Annotated in this window: 18 protein-coding genes; 11 read left to right on the top strand and 7 right to left on the bottom strand. The window is 63.3% G+C overall.

What is annotated here, in order from left to right:
* Nucleotides 1-137: 137 nt before the first annotated feature.
* On the bottom strand, nucleotides 138-1,181 hold the full coding sequence (locus BTO02_RS21545) for a transporter (RefSeq protein WP_075159286.1): 1,044 nt from the start codon (nucleotides 1,179-1,181) through the stop codon (nucleotides 138-140).
* A gap of 357 nt (nucleotides 1,182-1,538) precedes the next feature.
* On the opposite strand from BTO02_RS21545, the gene BTO02_RS21540 reads away from it, so the two are divergent.
* The 5 genes from BTO02_RS21540 to BTO02_RS21520 all read left to right on the top strand — a co-directional run bounded on the left by BTO02_RS21540 (nucleotide 1,539) and on the right by BTO02_RS21520 (nucleotide 6,712).
* Nucleotides 1,539-3,932, top strand: a complete 2,394-nt coding sequence (locus BTO02_RS21540) for a HAMP domain-containing protein (protein ID WP_075159285.1) — start codon at nucleotides 1,539-1,541, stop codon at nucleotides 3,930-3,932.
* A 75-nt stretch (nucleotides 3,933-4,007) separates the two neighbouring features.
* Nucleotides 4,008-4,730 (top strand): methyl-accepting chemotaxis protein, encoded by a 723-nt coding sequence (locus tag BTO02_RS21535; RefSeq protein WP_198039304.1) that lies wholly within the window; start codon nucleotides 4,008-4,010, stop codon nucleotides 4,728-4,730.
* A 9-nt stretch (nucleotides 4,731-4,739) separates the two neighbouring features.
* Nucleotides 4,740-5,333, top strand: a complete 594-nt coding sequence (locus BTO02_RS21530) for a hypothetical protein (protein ID WP_075159283.1) — start codon at nucleotides 4,740-4,742, stop codon at nucleotides 5,331-5,333.
* 31 nt (nucleotides 5,334-5,364) lie between these two features.
* Nucleotides 5,365-6,324 (top strand): chemotaxis protein CheX, encoded by a 960-nt coding sequence (locus BTO02_RS21525; protein ID WP_075159282.1) that lies wholly within the window; start codon nucleotides 5,365-5,367, stop codon nucleotides 6,322-6,324.
* Nucleotides 6,325-6,346: 22 nt separating this feature from the next.
* Complete coding sequence (locus BTO02_RS21520; protein ID WP_075159281.1) at nucleotides 6,347-6,712, top strand: response regulator; 366 nt, start codon at nucleotides 6,347-6,349, stop codon at nucleotides 6,710-6,712.
* Nucleotides 6,713-6,842: 130 nt separating this feature from the next.
* On the opposite strand, the gene BTO02_RS21515 is transcribed toward BTO02_RS21520, so the two are convergent.
* On the bottom strand, nucleotides 6,843-7,322 hold the full coding sequence (locus BTO02_RS21515) for a hypothetical protein (RefSeq protein WP_075159280.1): 480 nt from the start codon (nucleotides 7,320-7,322) through the stop codon (nucleotides 6,843-6,845).
* A gap of 256 nt (nucleotides 7,323-7,578) precedes the next feature.
* Between BTO02_RS21515 and BTO02_RS21510 the strand changes: the two genes are divergently transcribed.
* Both BTO02_RS21510 and BTO02_RS21505 read left to right on the top strand, forming a co-directional pair.
* On the top strand, nucleotides 7,579-8,613 hold the full coding sequence (locus tag BTO02_RS21510; RefSeq protein ID WP_083615302.1) for a hypothetical protein: 1,035 nt from the start codon (nucleotides 7,579-7,581) through the stop codon (nucleotides 8,611-8,613).
* 36 nt (nucleotides 8,614-8,649) lie between these two features.
* A complete protein-coding gene (locus tag BTO02_RS21505; protein WP_075159279.1) occupies nucleotides 8,650-9,759 on the top strand; it encodes a hypothetical protein in 1,110 nt (369 codons plus the stop codon).
* A gap of 110 nt (nucleotides 9,760-9,869) precedes the next feature.
* Here the strand turns inward: BTO02_RS21505 and BTO02_RS21500 are convergent, their stop codons facing one another.
* Nucleotides 9,870-10,556, bottom strand: a complete 687-nt coding sequence (locus BTO02_RS21500; protein WP_075159278.1) for a hypothetical protein — start codon at nucleotides 10,554-10,556, stop codon at nucleotides 9,870-9,872.
* 19 nt (nucleotides 10,557-10,575) lie between these two features.
* Entirely contained in the window at nucleotides 10,576-11,970 is a 1,395-nt protein-coding gene (locus BTO02_RS21495; protein ID WP_075159277.1) for a selenium-binding family protein, read from the bottom strand.
* 328 nt (nucleotides 11,971-12,298) lie between these two features.
* On the opposite strand from BTO02_RS21495, the gene BTO02_RS21490 reads away from it, so the two are divergent.
* The 4 genes from BTO02_RS21490 (at nucleotide 12,299) to BTO02_RS21470 (ending at nucleotide 18,646) form a co-directional block, all read left to right on the top strand.
* A complete protein-coding gene (locus BTO02_RS21490; RefSeq protein ID WP_075159276.1) occupies nucleotides 12,299-14,728 on the top strand; it encodes an ATP-binding protein in 2,430 nt (809 codons plus the stop codon).
* Nucleotides 14,725-16,611 carry a sigma 54-interacting transcriptional regulator gene (locus BTO02_RS21485; protein WP_075159275.1) on the top strand — a complete coding sequence of 629 codons (1,887 nt, stop codon included), beginning with the start codon at nucleotides 14,725-14,727 and terminating at the stop codon, nucleotides 16,609-16,611. Before BTO02_RS21490 ends, BTO02_RS21485 begins: the two co-directional genes overlap by 4 nt.
* A gap of 704 nt (nucleotides 16,612-17,315) precedes the next feature.
* Nucleotides 17,316-17,546, top strand: coding sequence for a hypothetical protein (locus BTO02_RS21475; protein WP_075159273.1), 231 nt, complete (start codon nucleotides 17,316-17,318; stop codon nucleotides 17,544-17,546).
* 113 nt (nucleotides 17,547-17,659) lie between these two features.
* Nucleotides 17,660-18,646, top strand: coding sequence for a zinc-dependent alcohol dehydrogenase family protein (locus BTO02_RS21470; RefSeq protein WP_075159272.1), 987 nt, complete (start codon nucleotides 17,660-17,662; stop codon nucleotides 18,644-18,646).
* A gap of 18 nt (nucleotides 18,647-18,664) precedes the next feature.
* On the opposite strand, the gene BTO02_RS21465 is transcribed toward BTO02_RS21470, so the two are convergent.
* The 3 genes from BTO02_RS21465 to BTO02_RS21455 all read right to left on the bottom strand — a co-directional run bounded on the left by BTO02_RS21465 (nucleotide 18,665) and on the right by BTO02_RS21455 (nucleotide 21,330).
* Nucleotides 18,665-19,777, bottom strand: a complete 1,113-nt coding sequence (locus BTO02_RS21465) for a hypothetical protein (RefSeq protein WP_075159271.1) — start codon at nucleotides 19,775-19,777, stop codon at nucleotides 18,665-18,667.
* Nucleotides 19,778-19,871: 94 nt separating this feature from the next.
* Entirely contained in the window at nucleotides 19,872-20,828 is a 957-nt protein-coding gene (locus BTO02_RS21460) for an aldo/keto reductase (protein WP_075159270.1), read from the bottom strand.
* Between the two features lie 100 nt (nucleotides 20,829-20,928).
* Entirely contained in the window at nucleotides 20,929-21,330 is a 402-nt protein-coding gene (locus tag BTO02_RS21455; RefSeq protein WP_075159269.1) for a RidA family protein, read from the bottom strand.
* Nucleotides 21,331-21,393: the final 63 nt, after the last annotated feature.

Here is a 21,393-nt window from a genome sequence, read left to right as displayed (position 1 = left end):
AGTTCGAAGAGAACAGTCTGGCTAATACGCATATTGAAACGATGAAGCTTGTATGTCGTTTTCGAGGCAAGGCGGCGACGTATCGCTTGCCGCATACGTGCGGGCGGCTTTCATCTCGAGGGGCGGCCCGACGATGTTCAGCCGCCCGAAGAGCGTCCTGTGCGTCTGAACACCCACCAACCCGCGAGCGCCGTCAGACCGACCACGGTCAGCACCATGACCCAGAAGCCATGATGATTTTCCGCGAGCGGCACGCCACCGACGTTCATGCCGAAAAGGCCGGCGATGATATTGATCGGCAGCGCGAGCACCGTGACGAGGGTCAGGGTGAACAGCGTGCGGTTCGTCTGCTCGTCGAGACGCGCGGCAATTTCTTCCTGCAGCAGCTTGATCCGCTCGGCCAGACCCGACAGGTCGCCGAGCACGAGCGAAAATTCTTCGGTCGAATCGCGCAGATGCTGAACGTCCTGTTCCGATAGCCACTTCGGCGGACGCACGAGCAGGCGGAAGATAGAACCGGGCTCCGGCGCGAGCAGCCGTTGCAACCGCACCAGCACGCGGCGCATCGCGCCCAGATCGCGACGGCTCTCCACCGACTGTTTCGACAGAAAGTGATCTTCGATACGGTCGACTTCGATGCTGCTCGAGCGCACGATCTGCACGAGCAGATCGGCCTGATCGCGCATCAGATGAATCAGCAGTTCCGCCGGCGTGCTGAAAATCTCGCCCTCGCGCACCGCGGCGCGCAAGCGGTCGACCGAACGCAACTGCTTGAGGCGCGCGGTGACCATGATGTTCTTGTGCGTGTAGACCCACAGTGTGGCGATTTCGGACGGCGTCTTCTCGAAGTCGAAGATCACGTCGTTGACGACCGCAAGCAGCGCGCCGTGCTGATGCTCGATGCGTGTGGAGTGCGAGCCTTCGCGCAGCGCCTCGAAATATTCGTCGGGCAGGTCGAGGTGCGCGCGCATCCAGCGTTCGCTCGCGACATGCGCAAGATTGAAGTGGAGCCAAAGGAAATCGCCGCTCGCACGTTCGCGATTCACTTCGTAATCGGCGAGCCACCGTGCGACCGAATCGGAGTCGATCGGTACGCCCGGTTGACCGGAAACGAACCGGAAGCTGCAAACGAGCCCCGACTGGTCCGCTCCGTAAGTAGAAGGCGCCAGGTTCAGTTTCATAGGCAACGACGCTTTGATCGAAAGAAAACTGGGGGGAACTGAGCGAGAACCGAACGGAATCGAGGAAAACCTATCAGATTTTGCCGGATATTGTGACATATACATTTCGCCGCCCGCTCATCCGGCGATGATTCATAGCCCGACCTGCAGCCCGATTTGAAGCCCGATCTATACGTAATTTTAAGGCCCGCCGCGGTGCATAGCCGCAGCCGATATTGTGAAGATTCATCGTTCAGTCACATTGATCCTCAACAATCGCGACGCCGCTCGACAAACGGGCCACTGAAATAAGGCGACACGATCCCGCTGCAACGACAGCAGGACACCTACGCCGGCACCACCTCGGGGAATCGCAACATGACTATCCGTCATCGCATTACGCTTTTGGTGATTTTGATGTTCGTCGCTCTGTCGGCTATCGGCGGTTACGCCGTGTACCAGACCAGAGGGAGCGCAACCGAAGTCAGGAAGGTGACGGAAGGCGTCGTGCCCAGCGCGCTCGCGTCCGCCGACCTCGTCTCGCAGGTAAAGGACGTTCAGATCGCCACCATGACGCTCGTCTATGCGCCCGATGCGAACATGGTTTCGCAGGCCGAGGACGAGCTGAAGAAAAAGCGCGAAACGTTGAAACAGGCACTCGCGCTGCAAGGGAAAGACGCGGCAAGCCAGGCGCAGAAAGGACTGGTGACGCAAGCACAGGAAAGCCTTGCCAACTACTTCGCCGCCATCGACGACACCGCGAAGATGAAGCTCGCGGGCAAGAACGAAATGGCTCAGGCGTATCTGTTCGCGAATGTCGCCGAGTATCGCGACGAACTCGAAGGCATTGTCGAAACGCTGCGCATCGAGAAAAACCGCCAGAAAGACGAGGCCATCGCCGGTCTGAACAACAAGCTCGCGACGACCACCATGGCGATCGCCTCCGTCACCGGTGTCGCGATTTTGCTGCTGACCGGCATCGGTGCGCTGTTATACCGTCAGATCACGCGCCCGCTGTCGCGCATGCAGGCGATGATGAGCGAGATCGCCGCGAGCCAGGATTTCACGCGCCGCGTGCCGGTGGGCCGTCTCGACGAAATCGGCCGCTCGATTGTCGCGTTCAATGGCATGATCGAGAAAATTCAGGAAAACCAGCTGCTGCTGAAACAGAAGACCGCCGATATCCAGGCAATGCTCCAAAACATGCAGCAGGGCATTCTGACTGTAGTCGACAATGCGGTGATTCATGCGGAGTATTCGGCCTATCTGGAAGCGATTTTCGAAACGGACGACATCGCAGGCCGTCCGCTGATGGATCTCGTGTTCAGCGATACCGGCCTCGGCGCGGACGAACTATCGCAGATCGACGCGGCGACGCACGCGTGCCTCGGCGAAGATGCGATCAACTTCGAGTTCAACCAGCATCTGCTCGTCGGCGAAATCGAAAAGCGCATGCCCGATGGCCGCTTGAAGACGCTCGATCTGAGCTGGTCTGCCATTACCGACGAAAGCGACACGATCGTGCGACTGATGCTGTGCGTGCGCGATGTGACTGAGCTGCGCAAGCTCGCGGCCGAAGCAGGCGAACAGAAGCGACGCCTCGAAATGATCGGCGAAATTCTCGCGGTCAACGAAGAGAAGTTCCATCACTTCATCGATAGCGCAAGCGGCTTCGTCAGCGAAAACGAGCGGATCATCCGCAAGCACGAGCTGCCCGACGGCAGCGCGATTGCCGAACTGTTCCGCAACATGCATACGATCAAGGGCAATGCGCGCACGTACAACCTGCAGCATCTGACGAACATCGTGCACGAAACCGAGCAGCGCTACGAAGAACTGCGCCGTGACGATGCCGAACGCGTGTGGGATCAGGAACAGCTGATGGCCGAACTCGGCCGCGTGCGCGAGGCGATCGACAGCTACGCGAAAATCAATGAAATCAGCCTTGGCCGCAAGCGCCTCGCGCGCCGCGGCGGCGCGGACCGCTATCTGATGGTCGACAAGGACCATATTGCTCACAGCCTGAAACTGCTCGAAACCGCGAATACCGGTGACGTCGACGCGCTCGTCACGATGCGCGATGCGCTGCACCGGATGCTGCGCGTGCTCGGCACCGAGAGCGTGGCCGAAACGCTCTCGGGCGTGCTCGATTCGCTGCCGTCGCTGGCCGCCGAACTGGGCAAGGAAGCGCCGGTCGTGCGCATCGACGACAACGGCTACCGCCTGCGCAGCCAGGCCGGCGCCACGATGAAGAACGTCTTCATGCATCTGCTGCGCAACTCGATCGATCACGGCATCGAAACGGCTGCGGTGCGCGCCGCGCAGGGCAAGCCGGCCGCGGGTGCGATCGATATCGAAGTCGGTGTCGACAATCACGCGCTGCAGATCACGTTGAGCGACGATGGCCGCGGTCTTGCGCTGAGCCGGATTCGTTCGATTGCCGTCGAGCGCGGCTGGATCGACGCAGACGCGCGAGTCAGCGACGAAGAAGTCGCCGAGTTCATTTTCCGCCCGGGCTTCTCGACCGCCGAGCACGTGACCGAAGTATCGGGGCGCGGCGTCGGCATGGATGCGGTGCGCGATTTCCTGAGCCGCGAACACGGCAGCATCGAGCTGCGCTTCACCGACGACCGCAAGGGCGCCGAGTTCCGCCAGTTCCAGACGATCGTCTGCCTGCCGGACAGCTTCGCGGTGGACAGCCTCGGTACGGACACGCGTGGCGACGACGCGGCGCAATCGCCGTCTATCGGTCATGGTCATCTGGCCGGTTGAGCCGGCGCGCGAGGCGCTTGCGGGCCGCACGCCGCCTCGCGCGCCTCGCGTCTATGGAATGCTTGAAGGATGGGTGTGACTCAACAGTATGTAGCAATTGCCGTCGCGGCCGGTGTGATCACCGCCGTGTTCGCATTCGTCGTGCACCGGTTACATCGCGCGCGGCTGATCGAACGGTTGCGCGACGAAGCCGATGCGCGAATCGACGCGCTCGCCCGCGACGACGACCGCCATACCGCGTTGCTTGCGCAAGCGGAAGCGGACAAGCGCGAGCTCGAAGCATCGATCGAGCGGCTGCAGGGCGCGCTTGTGCAGCAGACGGCGCTCGTCGACGAGACGCGCGCGTCGTTGCATGAAGCGACCGGAAACCGCGAGCAATGGACGCGCGACGCGCAGCAGCTCGCCCGCGAAGCGTCGCGTCTGAAGGGTCTGGCGGGGACGTTCGAACGCTGGCACGAGCAGATGATCTCGCTGATGACGCAGAACCAGGAAATGCACACGAAGAACCAGGAGCTGTCGTCGATCGTGCGGCACGTGGTGATCGTGTCGCTGAACGCGTCGATAGAGGCTGCGCGCGCGGGCCAGGCCGGGCGTGGCTTCGCGGTGGTTGCAAGCGAGGTGCGCGCGCTTGCCGCGCGTTCGGAGGAACTGTCGAAGAGCTATCGCGACAGCCTCCATCGCAACGATCTGACCACGACCGCGACGTTTCAGGACATCCAGGCGGGCGGCAAGATGGTCGCCGCGTCGCTCGCGAGTGTCGAAGCGCTCGCGAATCAGTTCCAGGCAAAACTTCAGTAGGCGCCGGACGTGATTAGCGCACAAGCGAAGGAAAGCTTCGAGCGCATCCTGCAGAAGGCTGCGCAATCGAGGCTGACGGTGGACTCGGCCGATACGTGTCAATTCGTGCCGCAAACGCGGCGGCAGGGCACGGATGCGACCGCCGAGGCCGTTGCGAACGCAGGCGTGGCCCGCACGATGACCGATCGCGCGAACGACGCGAACGTCGTGGTCCTGACGATTTCATCGATCTCGTTCCGTCTGTTGCTGATGCTGCACGTGAACGAGGACGCCGCGACCGTCGGGTACTACACGAAGGGTGACGCGCAACGGACGTTCAGCGAAGTGTTTCAGGAAATCTGCAACCTGTGCTGCGGCGCCATCAATCAGGAGCTGCTGAGCTACTTTCCGGACCTGGGGATGTCGACGCCCTATATGTTGAGCGCACGTTGCCTGCCGTATCTGGAAGGGCTCAAGCCCGCCCTGCTCGAGACGTGGGCTGTGACGATCAACGATTCGGTGCAGTTGTCCGCCACGCTATGCGTGTGTGCGCATGCGCCGATCGATTTCATGGCCGACGTGAGCATGGCCGAAGACACGAGCGGCGAACTCGAGCTGTTCTGATCTATCCATTGGACGAACCCGCAGGCGAGCGATGAACCTCAATAAACCGGTCAGCAAGGTGCTGGTGCTCGATGAAAGCCCGCTGCACATGGACACCATCAAGCGCTTCTGCGACGAGAACAACCTCGTCGCTGTGAAGGTGCGCAAAAGCCGCTTGCTGTCGGTGCTGCGTGCGAATATCGACCTCGGCGCGATCCTGCTCGACGAAAACTACGGCGGCTCGCTCGACGAGGCCGCGGCGATCGCGAACCGCGTGTATGCGGTGCGCCCCGAATTGCCGGTCATCATGCGGCGCGAAGCGCGCACGACGCTCGACGATCTGCCCGAGAGCCTGCGGCAGATTATCTGCGCGGCCTACGTGGCCTCGGACATGTCGCCGCTGCGCGAAGTGATCGACCGCTATATTTTCAGCCTCGATTACCCGAATGCGCTCGTGCGCGGCATTTCGGAACTGAGCGAGTCGAAGCTCTCGACGCTGTTCAAGGACTTCACCATTACCTGCGCGCCGCCGACCATCGTGCGCGACCGCATTATTTTCGGCGAGGTATTCAGCCTGATCGCGCTCGAAAGCGCATGGTGTCGCGGCTACATGATGATCCAGGCCGAAGAAGAACCGCTGCTCGCGCTGCTCGACCGGCGCGGTACCGGCCAAGGCGCAGCCGATTTCCGCGACCTCAACGATCTGCTCGGCGAACTGACCAATCTGATCTGGGGCGCGTTCAAGAACCGCTATCTGGGCGACGCCGATACGCTCGCGCGCGCCCAGGTGCAAGTGCCGCTGCTCGTCAATCACCGGCAGAAATACATGTCGTTCGGCTCCGAAAACCCGCAACTGTGCTTCGTCTATACGATCACCGACGAGGAATCGGGCCGTTCGGTCAACCTGCATCAACGTTTCGTGTTCAGCCTCAGCTGGTCGCCCGAGGAATTCAGGGAGATCACCGAGCAGCCGGGCACGACGGTCGAAGCAGGCGAACTCGATCTGTTCTGACAGGCGTTACGGAGAAACCAGCATGGCAAAGATTCTGGTAGTGGACGACTCGAGCACGGTGCGCGACGAAGTGGCCGGCTTTCTGAAGAAAAACGGTCTCGACGTCGATACGGCAGTCGACGGCAAAGACGGGCTCGCGAAACTGAAGGCCAGCCCCGGCACGAAGCTCGTGATCAGCGACGTGAACATGCCGAACATGGACGGCCTGACGATGGTCGAAAAGATTCGCGGCGAACTCGGCAATGCGACGGTCAACGTGATCATGCTAACCACCGAAAGCAGCCCGGCAATGAAGGAACGCGGCAAGGCAGCGGGAGTGAAGGGCTGGATCGTCAAGCCGTTCAAGGGTGAAGCGGTGCTCGAGACGTTCCGCAAGCTCGCAGGCTGAAGCGCGCACATCGAAGCAGCCTTGAGGCGACTGGTTTAGCGCGGCAGGGCAGTTTCAATGCGGCAGGTTGGAGCGGCAGGTTGGTGCTGCAGAAGGGGGCCCTGCCGCGCCTGCCTGTTCGCATTTTCGTTCAGGACTTCGCGGGGCGCCCTGTCTTGACGGTATCGAGCGCCGACACAGCGGCGATAAGCCGCTTCGGCTGTGCCTCGGCGAGCAGCGCGAGGCCTGCGCGCAGCAATTCGCTCTTCTTCACCGACACGCCCGCATCGAGGCAGCGCTGCTTCAGTTCGGCAATTTTCATGTAATCGGACTTCGGCATCGTGAAGCTATCGCGCACGACCTTGTCTTTCTTGACGCGGCGCGCCTTTTCTTCTTTGCCGTCTTTCGGGTTCGCGGCCTTCACGCTTTTGATTGCCTTGACGGCCTTTCCGGCCGGCTGCTGCTGTGCCTGATCCGCTTTCGGCGCCTGCGCAGCGGGTTTGGCTGCCTTAACCGCTGGTTTAGCGGCGGGCTTTGCAGATTTCACTGCCTTCACTGCCTTCGCGGTCTTTGCCGTTTTGCCGGCGCTTGTATTGCTTTTCGCCGGCGTTGCTTTTTCGGTTTCTGCCATCGCTCGATCTCCTTCGGAATCTTATAAACGATATAAACAGTATATACGGTTTCTGGAGACGTCAATTTTTCCCCCTCCGTTGTCATCGAGCGCATAGAGAAACATGTGATATGCATAAATGTTCGAGGCTCAAGAGGCTCAGCGCGTAACGAAACGTAATCAATCGGCTTAATGGTCGTAATGCGTGTAACACGCGACGGCACTAGACTGTGCCCCACTCGGTGCGCCAGTCCCGGCGCACTGCTGGGGACACCCTATGCTGTCAGTCGACCGGACGGTATCGTTAGGCGATGCCTCGGCGGAAGCGCCGGAGGCTAGCGCCTATGTATGGCCGCGCCGGACCCGGCGGTTATCCGCCACGCTCTGCAAGCTGTTCTATCGCTGGACCCATTCGCGCGCGTATCGTCATAACGAGCGCCTGTGGCGCGCGGTGTCGATCGATCGCGATGCGCAACGATGCATTGCGGCGATGCGTATCGGGCGACACCGGCTCGCTATCGAAAACACGTCGGCGCTGCTCGGCTCGCATACCGGGGCGTGTCATCTGATTGCGGCGGGTCCATCGATCAATGCGATCGACTACAGCAAACTCGATCTCGATCACGTGATGGGCGTCAATGGCGCCATCGCGCTGCAGGACCGGCACGACTTGCGCTTTGATTACTACTGCATTGTCGATGCAGGATTCGCGCGCAATCGGCCCGATCTCGTTGCGCGCATCTTGCGACAGCCGCTCGTTCTGTTCGCCACGCCGCTCGTGCTCTGGTATATCGCGCAGTATTTTCCGCTGGACGGCATGCGCTGCCGGGTGTTCGTGATCGAAGACGTGCAGTATCCGGCCGGAAAACGTGCCTTGCGCGGCCGCGATCTGAACGCGTCGTCTGCGCGCAGCGACCTCGTTTTGTTCGATGAAGAGCGCGTGCTCGGTTTTAGCCTCGATGTACGGCACGGCGTATTCGACGGCTGCACGGTTGCATATGCGGGCTTGCAGGTGCTGCATTCGCTGGGTTTCGACAGTGTATTTCTGCATGGCGTCGATCTGCGCAATGCGTCGCGCACGCCGCGCTTCTACGAAACCGGGGGCAACATGCAACCGAGCGCGCTCGACCGGAACTTCGGCGCGCATATCGAGCCTTCGTTCAGGCAGGCGTCGGCCTTGCTGAAGCAACGTGGCGTGCGCGTCGTCAATCTGTCGATGGAGAGCGCACTCGACGCCGGAATCTTCGAGAAGCGAAGCTGGCACTCGCTAGTCGGTCTGCGCACGCGTGCCGCGCGGAAAATGCAGGCCTGAGCCGCAATCGCGCAATTGCCACCGCAGCCGCATTCAATGAAGGTCGTTCATCTATCCAACACGCCGGTGGCTGGCAGCCCCGGCAATATCGTGTCGGCGCTCAACCGCCTCACCGATATTCGCGCGCGTCATGTGGTATTCAATGCCGCTGCCTACCGGACACGCACATTCGCCATCGACCTCGACTGGCGGACCCAGCAGCAGGAAGCGCTAGACGCGATCGCCGAAGCGGACGTGATCCACATTCACCAATACTTCTCGTTCGATGAGACTTTCGGTGCGAATTTTGCGCAGCGATTCGGCGACAAGAGGCTGATCCGTCAATACCACTCCGCGCCGGATTTATGGGCGAACGGCGATGCGGGCCTGATCGAGCGCATCGTGCGGGAAGGGGTGCCGCAGCTGGTGATCGCGCAAGGCCCCGAACGCTTTTATCCCTATGCGCGCGTCGTGCCGAATGTGGTGCCGATTGACGATCCGCGCTATTTGCCTCATCCCGAAGCGGACGGCACGCCGATCGTGACGTTTTCGCCGAGCGGTCGTGCATCGGCATGGAAAGCGCGCTGGGAGACGAAGGGAGTGCCGCAAACACTCGCGTTGTTGCGCAAGCTCGAACGCGAGGGACTGTGCCGCTTGCAGCTGATCGTCGACACGCCACACGATCAGTGTCTGCTTCTCAAGCGACATGCCGCCGTCGCAATCGACGAATGCGTGACCGGCAATTATCACCTGAGCGGACTCGAAGCGCTGGCGCAGGGCAAGCCGACGCTCGGCTATCTGGACCAGCGCGTGCAGTCGCAATTGCGCAGGCTGACCGGCGCAACCGATTTGCCGTGGGTCGACGTACGGCTCGAAGAGGCGGAAGCGCCGTTGCGCGCGCTGCTCGCGGACCGAACGCTGCGTGAGGAAATCGGCGCGGCATCGCGGCGCTGGATGGAGACGCACTATGCGGAGCGCGCGATGATCGAGCACTATCGCCGCGCGTATCTCGACCTGTTCGAAGCGCCGCAGCAGTTCGGCGTTTCGCGCTTCACGGGCGAGGCCGACGAATGGCGCGCGCGAGTTTGTCCGGACTATAACTGGACGGCGCGCAGGCATTTGCATGCGGGTTGGCGCGACCGGCTACGCATGTGGATGAAGGGTTGAAGCCGTCTTTCGATGGTGAGCCGATCCGGGAGCCCGAACGCAAGAGGTGAGGATATCCGGGAACATGGAAAGGATCCGCAAAAAGTGAAAGCACAGAGCCGTTTCAGTGCCTACGCCGTCACGATCAGCAGCGCGCCCGTTAGCGTCAACGCGCCGCACCACAGCCAGTCGAAATTGATCCACCCGCGTCGCAGCAGGCCGAGCCCGAGGTATTCATAGGCCGCGAACGCAATCGCGGCTTCGGTCACCAGGGTGACGATCGTATGCAGCGCCGTCATCTGTCCCACCATCTGCAACGACGAAGGCAGCAGACTTGCCGCCGCACCGGAAGCGATCGAAGCGGAGGCGGAAGCCGAAACAGCGGATGCTCCACCACAAACCGGCAGCAGCGCCGGAATCAGCATCAAGCCCGCGCCGTGCATCGTTGCCATCGCAGCCGACCATAGCGCGAGCCCGATGAATCCCGCCGTCATTCCCACCCTCGCGCGATGACGATGCCCATACAGATGGTGATACACGGCCCACGCAATCAATATCGCGCCCAACGCGACGCGCAGATGCGAAGTCTGCACGAACACGCCGAACGCGATCGCCGAAGTCATCACGAGCAGCACCGACGCCGCGTGACCGAGCGCGATCGGCGGCAGCGCAAGCAGCATCGCTTTGCGGCTGCCGCGCTGCAGGCCGAGCGCGGCAGCGAACAGCCATCCCATCGCCGGATTCACGCCGTGAAATACGCCGCTGCCGATCACGGTGGCCCACGTCGATGCGAGGCCGCCCGCAAACAGGTCGTTCATAAAGTGTCCGTTGCACGCGTTAGGGATAGCAGTACGAGTCGGAGGAACCATCGCCGCCTTCGAGGCGAATCTGGTGCGGACGATGCGTGTCCGGCCACTCGAGGAAGAACTTCGGGTCGAACGCAAGGCCGCCGCCCGGCGCCGCATCGAGCTTGACCATCCAGCCGTCGAGCCCGTCCGGATAGAACTGATCGTCGATCGCGCCGTACAGCGAGTTCGTGAAGTACACGCGCTTGCCGTCGCGGCTGACCTCGACCATTTGCGGGCCGCCGTTCAACGGCTTGCCGTCCGCGCCCGCATGCGTCGCGCGCGATACGATGCCGCCGATGCGCACCGTTCCCGTCAGTTCCGGACGGAATGGATCCGACACATCGTACTGGCGCAGGTCGCCGGTGCCCCAGCACGAAACGTACAGGTAACGGTCATCGAGCGACAGCGCGATATCGGTGACGAGCGGCGGCACCGCGCCGAAGCCCTTGAGCATGGGCGGCAACGCATCCGCATCGGCCGGCTCGGCGGGGATTTCGATGATCTTGCGCGCCGCCCACTCGTTGCCGTCGCGGTACCACGTCCAGATCGACGACGAAAGGTCCTTGAGGCTGATTACCGAATTGACGAAGCCGTGTGCCTTCGTCGGGTTATGCGCGGGGCGCAGTTCGAAAACGAGCTGGTTTTCCGCGCCGAAATCGATGACCTGCTTGTGCTTGCGCGTGTTGATGTCCCAGAAGTGCAGACGGTGGCCGTATTTGCCGCCGAGCAGCACGTCCGGCACGAGGCCGTTTTCGAAGGTCGCGGGTAGCCCCCATTCGCTCGTGACGACCGTGTCGTAGCCGAGATGCCACCACACGTCATAAGCGAGTTCCTGCGGGCCGCGGTCGATTTCCCAGCGGCCGCGAATATCGAACGTTTCGTGGTCCATCAGGAAGATGCCGCCCGGCGCGTCGCCTTTGTCGTTCGCGAGCGACGCGACATAGATGCCGGCGGGCCCGCAATGAACGGTATGCGGCCGCGTATAACCGGCCTTCGATGCGACTTCGTCGGGCTCGAGCACGCGCACGATTTTCGGGTTCCGGCCATCGGGCTTCGTATCGATGATATGAATGCGCGACGAACGCAGCCCCGGCACGACAAGATAACGTCGTTCCGAATGCGGATGCGGCGCATTGGGGCACAGACAGGAGCTGCACGCATTCCAGCCGAAATGGTGCAGCTCGTCGCCGACGTTCGGCATCTCGACGCGCTTGACGATTTTCCCGTAGTCGGCCGAGGAAGCGTCGACATCGACCACGGCGATATCGTCAGGCAGCTTTCGCAAGGGGTCGAAGCTCGCGACATAGGCAAGCGTCTCCTTCGGTGCGCCGCCTGCGAGTCGTGCCGACGGATAGAAAGTGGGATCGGGTTTCCACGTCGCCATTTCGGTTCTCCGGATGGGGTGATCGATGCTGCGCCGCGACAGCGCGCGCCCGGCGTTGCATGAGCTTTCAATCGTAGGCAATTAAACGGAAAAGGGTGGCGCGTCGACGCGCGTTGCCCATGACGGAGAACGAAGCGTTGCGCGATCAGGGCGGCAGCGGGATGCTCGCGCAACTACGCAGTTGCCCTGAAAGGTGAGCGTTTCCGGGAAACGGCGACGTTTACTTCACACGAAAAGCATGCGCTGCAATCGCTGTCAAACGTTGAAGGCAAGGTGTAAAGTACCCGCTATTCGCATTGCATCTGTGTGCAGCCTGGGGAAGAACGCGGTGACTACTTCAGGGCGATCCACCACTCCGTATTCGAGTCCGCGTGTCAGGCGCGAAGGCCTGCTCGAGCAGCAGGCCGCGCTCGCTGCACTATCGCGCATCGACGTCTCGCACGGCGAGCATCTCGAAGAGACCCTGCGCTTCATCACCGAAACGGCCGCGCGCCTGATGAGTGTCGCGCGCGCGAGCCTGTGGCGTTACGACAGCGCGCGCACGGCGATTCATTGCCTCGATCTGTACGAGTGCAGCACGAACCGCCACAGCGACGGCGCGCAGTTGCGCGCGCAGTCGTATCCCGCGTATTTCGCAGCGCTCGCATCGAGCGAAGCAATCGTCGCCGACGACGCCCATCGCGATCCGCGCACCTGCGAGTTCGGCACCAGCTATCTGACGCCGCTCGGCGTCACCGCGATGCTCGATATTCCGATTCGCGTGCAAGGCAACGTGGACGGCGTGTTGTGCCTCGAGCAGATCGGGCCGCCGCTCGCGTGGACCACCGAAGATCGTCTGTTCGGCATTGCGCTGGCGAATCTGATCGCGCTTGCGGTCGAGCGGCACGAGCGCGAACGCGCGGAAAAGGCGTTGCGCCAGAGCGAGCAGCGCATGTCGACGATGCTCGCGTACGCGCCCGACGCGATCACGCTGCTCGACGTCGATACGCTGCGCTTCATCGAAGTGAACGACGAGGCCACGCGCCTGTACGGCTACGACCGCGCCTCGCTGCTCTCGATCGGCCCCGTCGAACTGAGCCCCGAGCGGCAACCGGACGGGCGCCTGTCGAGCGAAGCGGCGCGCGAAAAAATCGACGATGCGTTAAACGGCGGCGTGCCCGTGTTCGAATGGACGCATGTCGATCCGGCCGGCGTGCTGTTTCCCTGCGAAGTGAGGCTCGTGCGGCTGCCCGATCCGGCGCGGCGGCTGATACGCGGCAGCGTGATCGGCATCGGCGAACGCAAGCGCGCGGAAGTCGCATTGCGCGAAAGCGAAGCGCAATTGAGCAAGGCAAAAGAAGCGGCCGAAGCGGCGAATCGCGCGAAATCCGAATTTCTCGCGAGCATGAGCCACGAATTGCGCACGCCGCTCAACAGCATGCTCGGCTACGCGCAATTGCTGCGCCGCGAAGCCGACCTGTCCGAGCGGCAATGCAAGGCGCTCAACGTGATCCGGCAGTCGGGCGAACACCTGCTCGGGCTGATCGACGAGATTCTCGACATGGCGAAGATCGAAGCCGGCACGCTCGATCTGGTCTCGGACAGCTTCGATCTGCCAACCATGCTCGAAAGCATTGCCGCAATCATGCGCAGCCGCAGCCAGGCCAAAGGACTCGCGTTTACGCGTGCACAGTGGTCCGAGCTTCCGGCGCTCGTGTGCGCCGACGAGCGCCGCTTGCGTCAGGTGCTGATGAATCTGCTCGACAACGCGATCAAATACACGCAGCGCGGCGGCGTCGTGCTCAAAACAGGCATGCACGAAGGCCGCGTGTGCTTCGTCGTCGAAGATACGGGTGTGGGTATCGAGCCCGAGCATCTGTCGGAGATCTTCGACGTGTTTCATCAGGTGCGCGATCCGTTGACGGTGGTCGAGGGCACGGGGCTGGGCCTTGCGATCAGCAAGCGGCTCGTGCAGTTGATGGGCGGCGATTTGCGGGTCGCGAGCACGCCGCACGAAGGCAGCCGCTTCTGGTTCGAGCTCGATCTGCCGCCGGTGACGGTACGACCGGCGGTGGTCGAAGAGCGGCTCCTGACCGCGGTCGAAGGCGAGCGGCGCACGGTGCTCGTGGTCGACGACGAAGAGGATGGGCGCAGCCTGTTGCGCGATGTGCTCGAGCCGCTCGGTTTTCTCGTGCATGAAGCCGCCGACGGCGAGTCCGCGATCAGCGAAGCGGTGCGTCTGCGGCCGCACGCGATTCTGATGGACATGCGTATGCCGCGTGTCGACGGCCTCTCCGCAACGCGCCGGATTCGCGCGATGGCCGAACTGGCCGGCACCGTGATCTTCGCGATTTCGGCGAGCGCGTTCGAACACAACCGCACGCGCTGTCTCGAAGCGGGCGCGGACGCGTTTATTCCGAAGCCGTTTCGCCAGGAGCGTCTACTCGAATTGTTGTGCGCGCATCTTTCGTTGAATCCCGTCTATGCGACAAACAGCGACGCTGAGGACGCACGTTCGGCTGGGCACGCCGAAGCGGACGCGCCGACTTCGACGGAACTGCCGGATGCCCCGCTCATTGCGCCGCCCGCCGATGCGTTGCGGCGCTTCGTCGAACTCGCGGCGCGCGGCGACATCACGCAGTTGCTTGCACAAGCGGCGCGAATCGAACAGGCGGATCGCGCCTACGCGCCGTTCGTCGCGCAATTGCGCGCGCTGGGCGGTGCATACAGGATGCAGGCGCTACGCCGCTGGCTTGCCGGTCTCGCGAGGACGCGATGAGCGGCGCACGCTTCGCCGGCGATTTTGCGAGCGACGGCCGCCCGCTGATACTGATCGTGGAGGACGCGCCGGCGAACCTGTCGATCCTGCTCGAACTGCTGAGTTCGCACGGCTTTGCGGTGTCGGTTGCCGAAGACGGCGAAAGCGCGCTCGAGCAGCTCGACCATATGCGCCCCGATCTGATCCTGCTCGATGTGCTGATGCCGAAGCTCGATGGCTTCGCCACCTGCGAGCGCCTGAAGACAAACCCGGCGACGCGCGAAATTCCGGTGATCTTCATGAGCGGGCTGACCGAAACGGTCGACAAGGTGAAGGGCTTCGTGCTTGGCGCTGTCGACTACATCACGAAGCCGATCCAGCACGACGAGGTGCTCGCGCGCGTCAGCACGCACCTCGAATTGCAGCGCTTGCGCCATTGCCTGCTCGAAAGCGAAGCGCGGCTATCGGGCATCGTCGAATCGATGATGGACGCGGTCGTCGCGCTCGATCGCGCGGGCAGCATCACGTTTTTCAATCGCGCGGCCGAACGCGTGTTCCGCTGCGACGCGCGCGCGGCGATCGGCGCGCCGTGCAGCCGCTTTCTCGCGCAGCCGCTGTGCCGGCTGCTCGGCGACTATCTGCGCGCCGAGCCGGGCGCCGCGCCGATGTGGGTGCCGGAAGGGCATAACGCGGTGCGTGCGGATGGCACGCCGTTTCCGATCGAAGCGAGCCTGTCGTATGCGGAAGGGCACGGGCAGGCAATCTACACGCTGATCTTGCGCGACATCGCCGAGCGGCGAAAGGCACAGGCCGAAGTCGGGCAGTTGCGCGGGCTCAACCGTTATCTCGAGGACGAACTGCGCGAAGCGAGCGAGTACGAGCCCGTGGCCGGCGCGACGGGTCTCGACAAGGTGATGCAGCAAGTGCGGCAGGTGGCGGCCACCGACGCGACGGTGCTCGTCAGCGGCGAGACCGGCACGGGCAAGGAACTGATCGCGCAGGTCGTGCACAAGCTGAGCCCGCGGCACGGCAAGCCGCTCGTCAAGCTGAACTGCGCGGCGCTGCCGGCGAACCTCATCGAGAGCGAGCTGTTCGGCCACGAGAAGGGCGCATTTACCGGCGCGCTCGCGCGCAAGGCGGGACGCTTCGAACTGGCCGACGGCAGCACGCTTTTTCTCGACGAAGTCGGCGAACTTGCGCTCGATCTGCAGGCGAAGCTGTTGCGTGTGTTGCAGGAAGGCGAATTCGAGCGGCTCGGCGGGGTGCGCACGCAGAAGGTCGATGTGCGCATTGTTGCCGCGACGAACCGCAGTCTTGCCGACGAAGCCGCCGCCGGGCGTTTCCGCGCCGATCTCTATTACCGGCTCAATGTGTTTCCCGTGATGCTGCCGCCGCTGCGCGAGCGTCCCGAAGATGTGGCGCCGCTGGCCGCGCATTTCGTGCGCCGTTATGCGGCGAAGTACGGCAAGCATGTCGATGCGCTGACAGCCGGGCAGCTCGCGACGTTGGAACGTTACCGCTGGCCCGGCAACGTGCGCGAACTGCAGCACGTGATCGAACGCGCGGTGATTCTGTCGCGGGGCTCGCAACTGGCGCTCGGCGACTGGTTTGGCGACGCGGCGGCGCCTGCGAGCGCTTCGACGCCAGTCTCGTTCGCGGCCGCCACTGCCGCCGCCGTCGCGACCGCCGCCGCCGCGCCGCCCGCTCCTGCTCCGTCTGCCGGGGCGGCTGCCGCCTGCATGGAGCCCACGCTCGAGCAAAACGAGCGCGCGCATATTCTGCGCGTGCTCGAGCAGACCGGCTGGCGCGTGAGCGGCAAGGCCGGTGCGGCGGAGCGGCTCGGCGTGAAGCCGACGACGCTCGAATCGCGGATGAAGCGGCTCGCGATTGTCCGTAAGAGTTGAAATTCAGCGCTTGCTTTACGACATTCCGTGAAAATCACGAAGCCAGGTCGCGAGCACTCGCCGTTTTCGTGACGCTTGATGGTGCGTCGATGGCGTGCACCGATCGCCGATGCGCACCCTCGTTGGCCCGCGATGCCTGCACGGCAAGCCTGTGCGGCTTCGCGAGAAGCGTGGCGACATCGGCTGGCACGCGTTTCGCGTCTAACGCGCCCGCAAGGCGCGACCTACGCCGGTTCAAGGCGACAGAGGCGTTTCCCGCGGAATTTCCACGCGATACGCCATTTCGGCTGCATCTTGCATCCGATGAGTCAATCTGAAAACCGGACGTCCGACATGAAATCGCTTTATCGCATCCGCGGCGCACGAGCGCTGCTTGCCTCCTGCATTACGCCCCCTTCCCCTCTGCCGCAAAAGACGTTGCTACGCGTGCGCTCGACCGTGCATACGTAACGACGCGAAGGCCGGTTGTACGCACACCGCGCAGCCGTCACGGCCATCACGGAAATAAAACCGAGGGGATTCATCATGCAGTTCACGCAACGCCATGCCGGCAGCGGCACGGCGAGGGCGCCGATTTGCCGCTCGGGCAAGGCGTCTCTCGACCGCGCCGCCTTCCGGCGCATATCTCGCGACATGCGCCTGTGCGAATTCAGGCGCCCGATGCCGACGCAACGACCGCTTGCGTCCAGGCCGGAGATCGCGCCATGAACTGGTTCGATTTGCACGAGCTCACGAAGTGGGCGCCGCTGCCGGGCGGCTACCGTTTCATTCTGCCGACGCGCGCCGACTTCGAAATGTTTTCGGCGTTTATCCGCTTGTGGTTGCCCGATGTCGGGGGCGGTGGGGCAAGCTGCCCTGTTTACGTGCTGGCCGAGATCGGACGGCTCTGCAAGGTGCTGCATACGAAGTGGCTGGCGCGCAGCATCGATTGCTGATCGCTGGCGTGCGCACCGCTTTGCGGAAAACGGCGCGTACGCACATTGCCCGGTGGGCGAGGAGGGTATGCTTCGGAACGGGGCGAACGATCTTCGCGAGAGAAGGGGGGCTCATGCATGCGATGCTGTTCGATGGTTCCGGGCCGCAATTGCGCGAAACCGAACTGCCGGATCCCGCGCCGGCCGCGGGCCAGCTGTTGATCGATATCCACGCGTGCGGCGTGTGCCGCACCGATCTGCACGTGGTGGACGGCGAACTCGATCATCCAAAGCGGCCGGTCATACCGGGCCATGAAATCGTCGGCACGGTGGCGGCGCTTGGAGCCGGCGCGACCGGCTTCGAAGTCGGCGATCGCGTTGGTGTGCCGTGGCTCGGCCATACGTGCGGACATTGCCGGTTCTGCGCGGCCGGCCGCGAAAACCTGTGCGATACGCCGGGCTTCACCGGCTATACGATCGACGGCGGCTACGCGCAACGCACCGTCGCGGAAAGCCGCTACTGCTTGCATGTGCCCGAGCGCTACACCGATGTCGAAGCGGCGCCGCTGCTTTGCGCGGGGCTGATCGGTTACCGGACGCTCGCGATGGCCGGCGACGCCGAACATATCGGCATCTACGGTTTCGGCGCCGCGGCGCATATCGTCGCGCAGGTCGCGCGTCATCAGGGGCGCAGCGTCTATGCGTTCACGCGCAGCGGCGACAGCGCCGCGCAGCAGCTCGCGTTGCGTCTCGGCGCAGTGTGGGCCGGCAGCAGCGACACGTCGCCGCCGCGTGCGCTCGATGCCGCGCTGCTGTTTGCGCCGGTCGGTGCGCTCGTTCCGCAAGCGCTGCAAGCGGTCGTAAAGGGCGGAATCGTGGTCTGCGGCGGCATCCATATGAGCGACATACCGTCGTTCCCTTATGCGTTTCTGTGGGGCGAACGGCGCATCGTGTCGGTTGCGAATCTGACGCGCGAGGACGGCGCCGAATTCATGCGGATTGCCAACGAAGTGCCATTGAAGATCGAGACGACGGCATATCCGATGGCGGACGCCAATCGCGCCCTCGACGACTTACGCGGCGGGCGAGTATCGGGTGCGGCTGTGCTGACGATGCGCTGATGGGCGAACGTTCCCGGCCTATCTCCACGGCTCTGAAATCGTCGCGGCGAGCGCGAGCTTTTCACGCACGAGCGCGGCCACGTCGAGTGCTTGCGTCGAAGCAGCCGTTTGCGCAGCCACGACATGCGCATCGACAAATTTCTGCACGGCGCCGTGCACGGCGCGAATCGACCATCCATCGATGCCGGTAATGCGCGCCGGCGTTCTTTTGAGTTCGTCGACGAGATCGCGCGCATCGTCTAAGCGTGGCGCAATGCCGCTGCGCGCGGCAAGCTGTGCGGCGCGATCGGCCGCATACGCGTGGTCGCTGCCAAGCCGGTCGATATCGATGACGATATCTGCCGCATTCGCCATGCGCACGGCGGACAGTGCCCACAACGCGATAAACGCGCGATATGCCTGCGAGCCTTCGATCGTGCGCGCGTATTGCTCGCAAACGGCAGCGTAGGCATCGTCCGATGCAGGCGCATCGGGCGGCAGCCGCACTTCGCATGCGTCGATCACGGCCTTCACGAGCGGCTCGCGCCGGTTGAGCCCTAACACGCGCAATGGCGCCGCGACAAAAAACGGATTGCGCCATTCCTGATGCAACAGCCAGCCCGACGCGAATTGCGAAGCGGGGTTGCGCATCACGGCCGCATGCAGCGCCGCCGGAAACGCGTGTTTGAGCCACGGGAGTCTTCCGGACGACCGGCAAAATTTGAACACCGGCATCTTGCCCGCATCGAGCGTGCGTTCAGTCAACTCGTGCAGATAGGCGTGCAATGCGGCAAATTCGGCGTCGGGCGCCGCACCGAAGCGGTCCGTGCTGAAACGCCGGCGATAACCGGGCACACCGCGCGCGCCTTCGCGCATGAACGGTCGATATTCGGCGAAGTAAGGCGCAGCGAGCGCAGGGTGGCCGGAATTGAAGGAGGGCTTCAGCACGCCGAGATCCGCGAGCTTGAGTTCGCCGATCACATTGCTGAGCGGTTCGTAAAACGCAGTGACCGATTCGAGTTCGCGAAACTTCGACCACACCCACGTGCCGGCACTGCGCCAGCCCGTATGCAGAAACACACCGCGCGACAGATGGCCGAGATTCCCGTTCGGCGGGGACGAATGTTGAGCTGAGCTAGCGGGCAGCGACATCGAAACCTTCCTTGCACATGCGTCTTCGATCGAGCGTGGCGATTATAGCCAATGCGGTGATCGCTTTAGCGTCCGGCAGACGAACCTGAGATTCTTACGCATTGACCGCGTCGGCAATCTGCTTGCACAGCGCTTGGTCGGGGTAGGCGCCGACGCCCGCGTGCACATTGTCGATCATGTATTCGGGACGCCCCGTGCCCGGAATCACGACTGTCACGGCCGGTTGCGCGAGCACGAATTTCAGCAGGATTTGCGCCCACGTCGTGCAACCGATCTGCGCGGCCCATGCGGGCAGCGGCCGCTTGCTGACGCGCGAAATCAGCCCGCCGCCGCCGAACGGCTGGTTGACCACGACGCCGATGCCGAGGTCCGCGGCAAGCGGCAGGATGCGCTGTTCGGCATCGCGGTCGTCGGCTGCGTAGTTGATCTGCACGAAGTCGGGCTTTTCGCTGCGCATGACCGCTTCGACCTCGGGAAAGGCGCTCGACGTGTAATGCGTAATGCCGATATAGCGGATCCTGCCGCGCGCTTTCCAGTCGCGCAGCGTCGCGAGCTGCGTGCGCCAGTCGACGAGATTGTGCACCTGCATCAAATCGATGTGCGGCTGCTGCAGCCGCCGCATCGATTCTTCCATTTGCGCAATGCCTTGTTCGCGGCCGCGCGTCCATACCTTCGTGGCGACGAATGCCTTGCCGTGCGCATCGAGCTTCGTGAGCAGCGTGCCGGTCACCGCCTCGGATGTGCCGTACATCGGCGACGAATCGATGGTCGAGCCGCCCGCGTCGAACAGCACCTGCAGCACACGCGCAAGCCGCGCCTGCGCGTTCGCATCGTCGCCGACGTCGAAGGTGCGCCACGTGCCGCAGCCGATCACGGGCAGCGGCTCGCCGGTCGACGGAATCGGCCGGCGCGCGATGCGCGGCAGCGGTGCGGCGTCGCCTTGCGCGCGTGCAAGCTGCTGCAAGGACATCGCGAGCGGCACGCCGAGCGTGACGCTGCTTGCGGTGCGCAGAAAGCGGCGCCGGCCGCCGTGAATGGAAGGCTGCTGCATCGGATGGGCTCCTTGCATTGCAAAGGGGTTACCCACGATACGGCATTTCATCGCCGCACGTCTGGAAGACGAGCGTCGACGAGCAGGCTGGATCGCGCTGTCAGGCGGGGCGCCGTGCGATGAAATCGATCTCGACGAGCGCGTCGCGCGCGAGCCCCGTGACGCCGACGCAAGTGCGCGCAGGCAGTTTGCCCGGCGGGAAATACGCGGCGTAGACGGCGTTCAGCGTGGCGTAGTCGCGTTTGAACTCGGTCAGAAACACACGCGCGCAGACCACGTGCTCGAGGCCCAGACCGATGCCTTTGAGCACGATGACCAGGTTGTCCATCACACGCTTGGTCTGCGCGGCGACGCCTTCGGGCAGCGGCGCGGAGTCGTCGTCGGGCAATGTCGGCATCTGGCCGGTGACGAACACCCAGCCGCCCGATTCGGCGGCGTGCGAGAAGGGCGCGACAGGCGTCGGCGCCTCGGAGACCATCCAGAACTGCGTTGCTTCAGACATATGACATAACTCCGCGAGTGGCGTAGAGCCTCTGATGAGGGGCGGGTAGTGTCGCATTTCAAA

The organism is Paraburkholderia sp. SOS3 (genome assembly GCF_001922345.1).
Lineage (GTDB): Bacteria > Pseudomonadota > Gammaproteobacteria > Burkholderiales > Burkholderiaceae > Paraburkholderia.
The sequence above is the reverse complement of the archived record's forward strand: the minus strand, read 5'-3'. Positions and strand labels throughout refer to the sequence as shown.

Excerpts from the sequence above, each read along its gene's own strand:
- BTO02_RS21545 (WP_075159286.1), bottom strand. The coding sequence starts at position 1,181 with ATGAAACTGAACCTGGCGCCTTCTACTTACGGAGCGGACCAGTCGGGG.
- BTO02_RS21540 (WP_075159285.1), top strand. The coding sequence starts at position 1,539 with ATGACTATCCGTCATCGCATTACGCTTTTGGTGATTTTGATGTTCGTC.
- BTO02_RS21525 (WP_075159282.1), top strand. The coding sequence starts at position 5,365 with ATGAACCTCAATAAACCGGTCAGCAAGGTGCTGGTGCTCGATGAAAGC.
- BTO02_RS21520 (WP_075159281.1), top strand. The coding sequence starts at position 6,347 with ATGGCAAAGATTCTGGTAGTGGACGACTCGAGCACGGTGCGCGACGAA.
- BTO02_RS21515 (WP_075159280.1), bottom strand. The coding sequence starts at position 7,322 with ATGGCAGAAACCGAAAAAGCAACGCCGGCGAAAAGCAATACAAGCGCC.
- BTO02_RS21510 (WP_083615302.1), top strand. The coding sequence starts at position 7,579 with ATGCTGTCAGTCGACCGGACGGTATCGTTAGGCGATGCCTCGGCGGAA.
- BTO02_RS21505 (WP_075159279.1), top strand. The coding sequence starts at position 8,650 with ATGAAGGTCGTTCATCTATCCAACACGCCGGTGGCTGGCAGCCCCGGC.
- BTO02_RS21500 (WP_075159278.1), bottom strand. The coding sequence starts at position 10,556 with ATGAACGACCTGTTTGCGGGCGGCCTCGCATCGACGTGGGCCACCGTG.
- BTO02_RS21495 (WP_075159277.1), bottom strand. The coding sequence starts at position 11,970 with ATGGCGACGTGGAAACCCGATCCCACTTTCTATCCGTCGGCACGACTC.
- BTO02_RS21485 (WP_075159275.1), top strand. The coding sequence starts at position 14,725 with ATGAGCGGCGCACGCTTCGCCGGCGATTTTGCGAGCGACGGCCGCCCG.
- BTO02_RS21475 (WP_075159273.1), top strand. The coding sequence starts at position 17,316 with ATGAACTGGTTCGATTTGCACGAGCTCACGAAGTGGGCGCCGCTGCCG.
- BTO02_RS21470 (WP_075159272.1), top strand. The coding sequence starts at position 17,660 with ATGCATGCGATGCTGTTCGATGGTTCCGGGCCGCAATTGCGCGAAACC.
- BTO02_RS21465 (WP_075159271.1), bottom strand. The coding sequence starts at position 19,777 with ATGTCGCTGCCCGCTAGCTCAGCTCAACATTCGTCCCCGCCGAACGGG.
- BTO02_RS21460 (WP_075159270.1), bottom strand. The coding sequence starts at position 20,828 with ATGCAGCAGCCTTCCATTCACGGCGGCCGGCGCCGCTTTCTGCGCACC.
- BTO02_RS21455 (WP_075159269.1), bottom strand. The coding sequence starts at position 21,330 with ATGTCTGAAGCAACGCAGTTCTGGATGGTCTCCGAGGCGCCGACGCCT.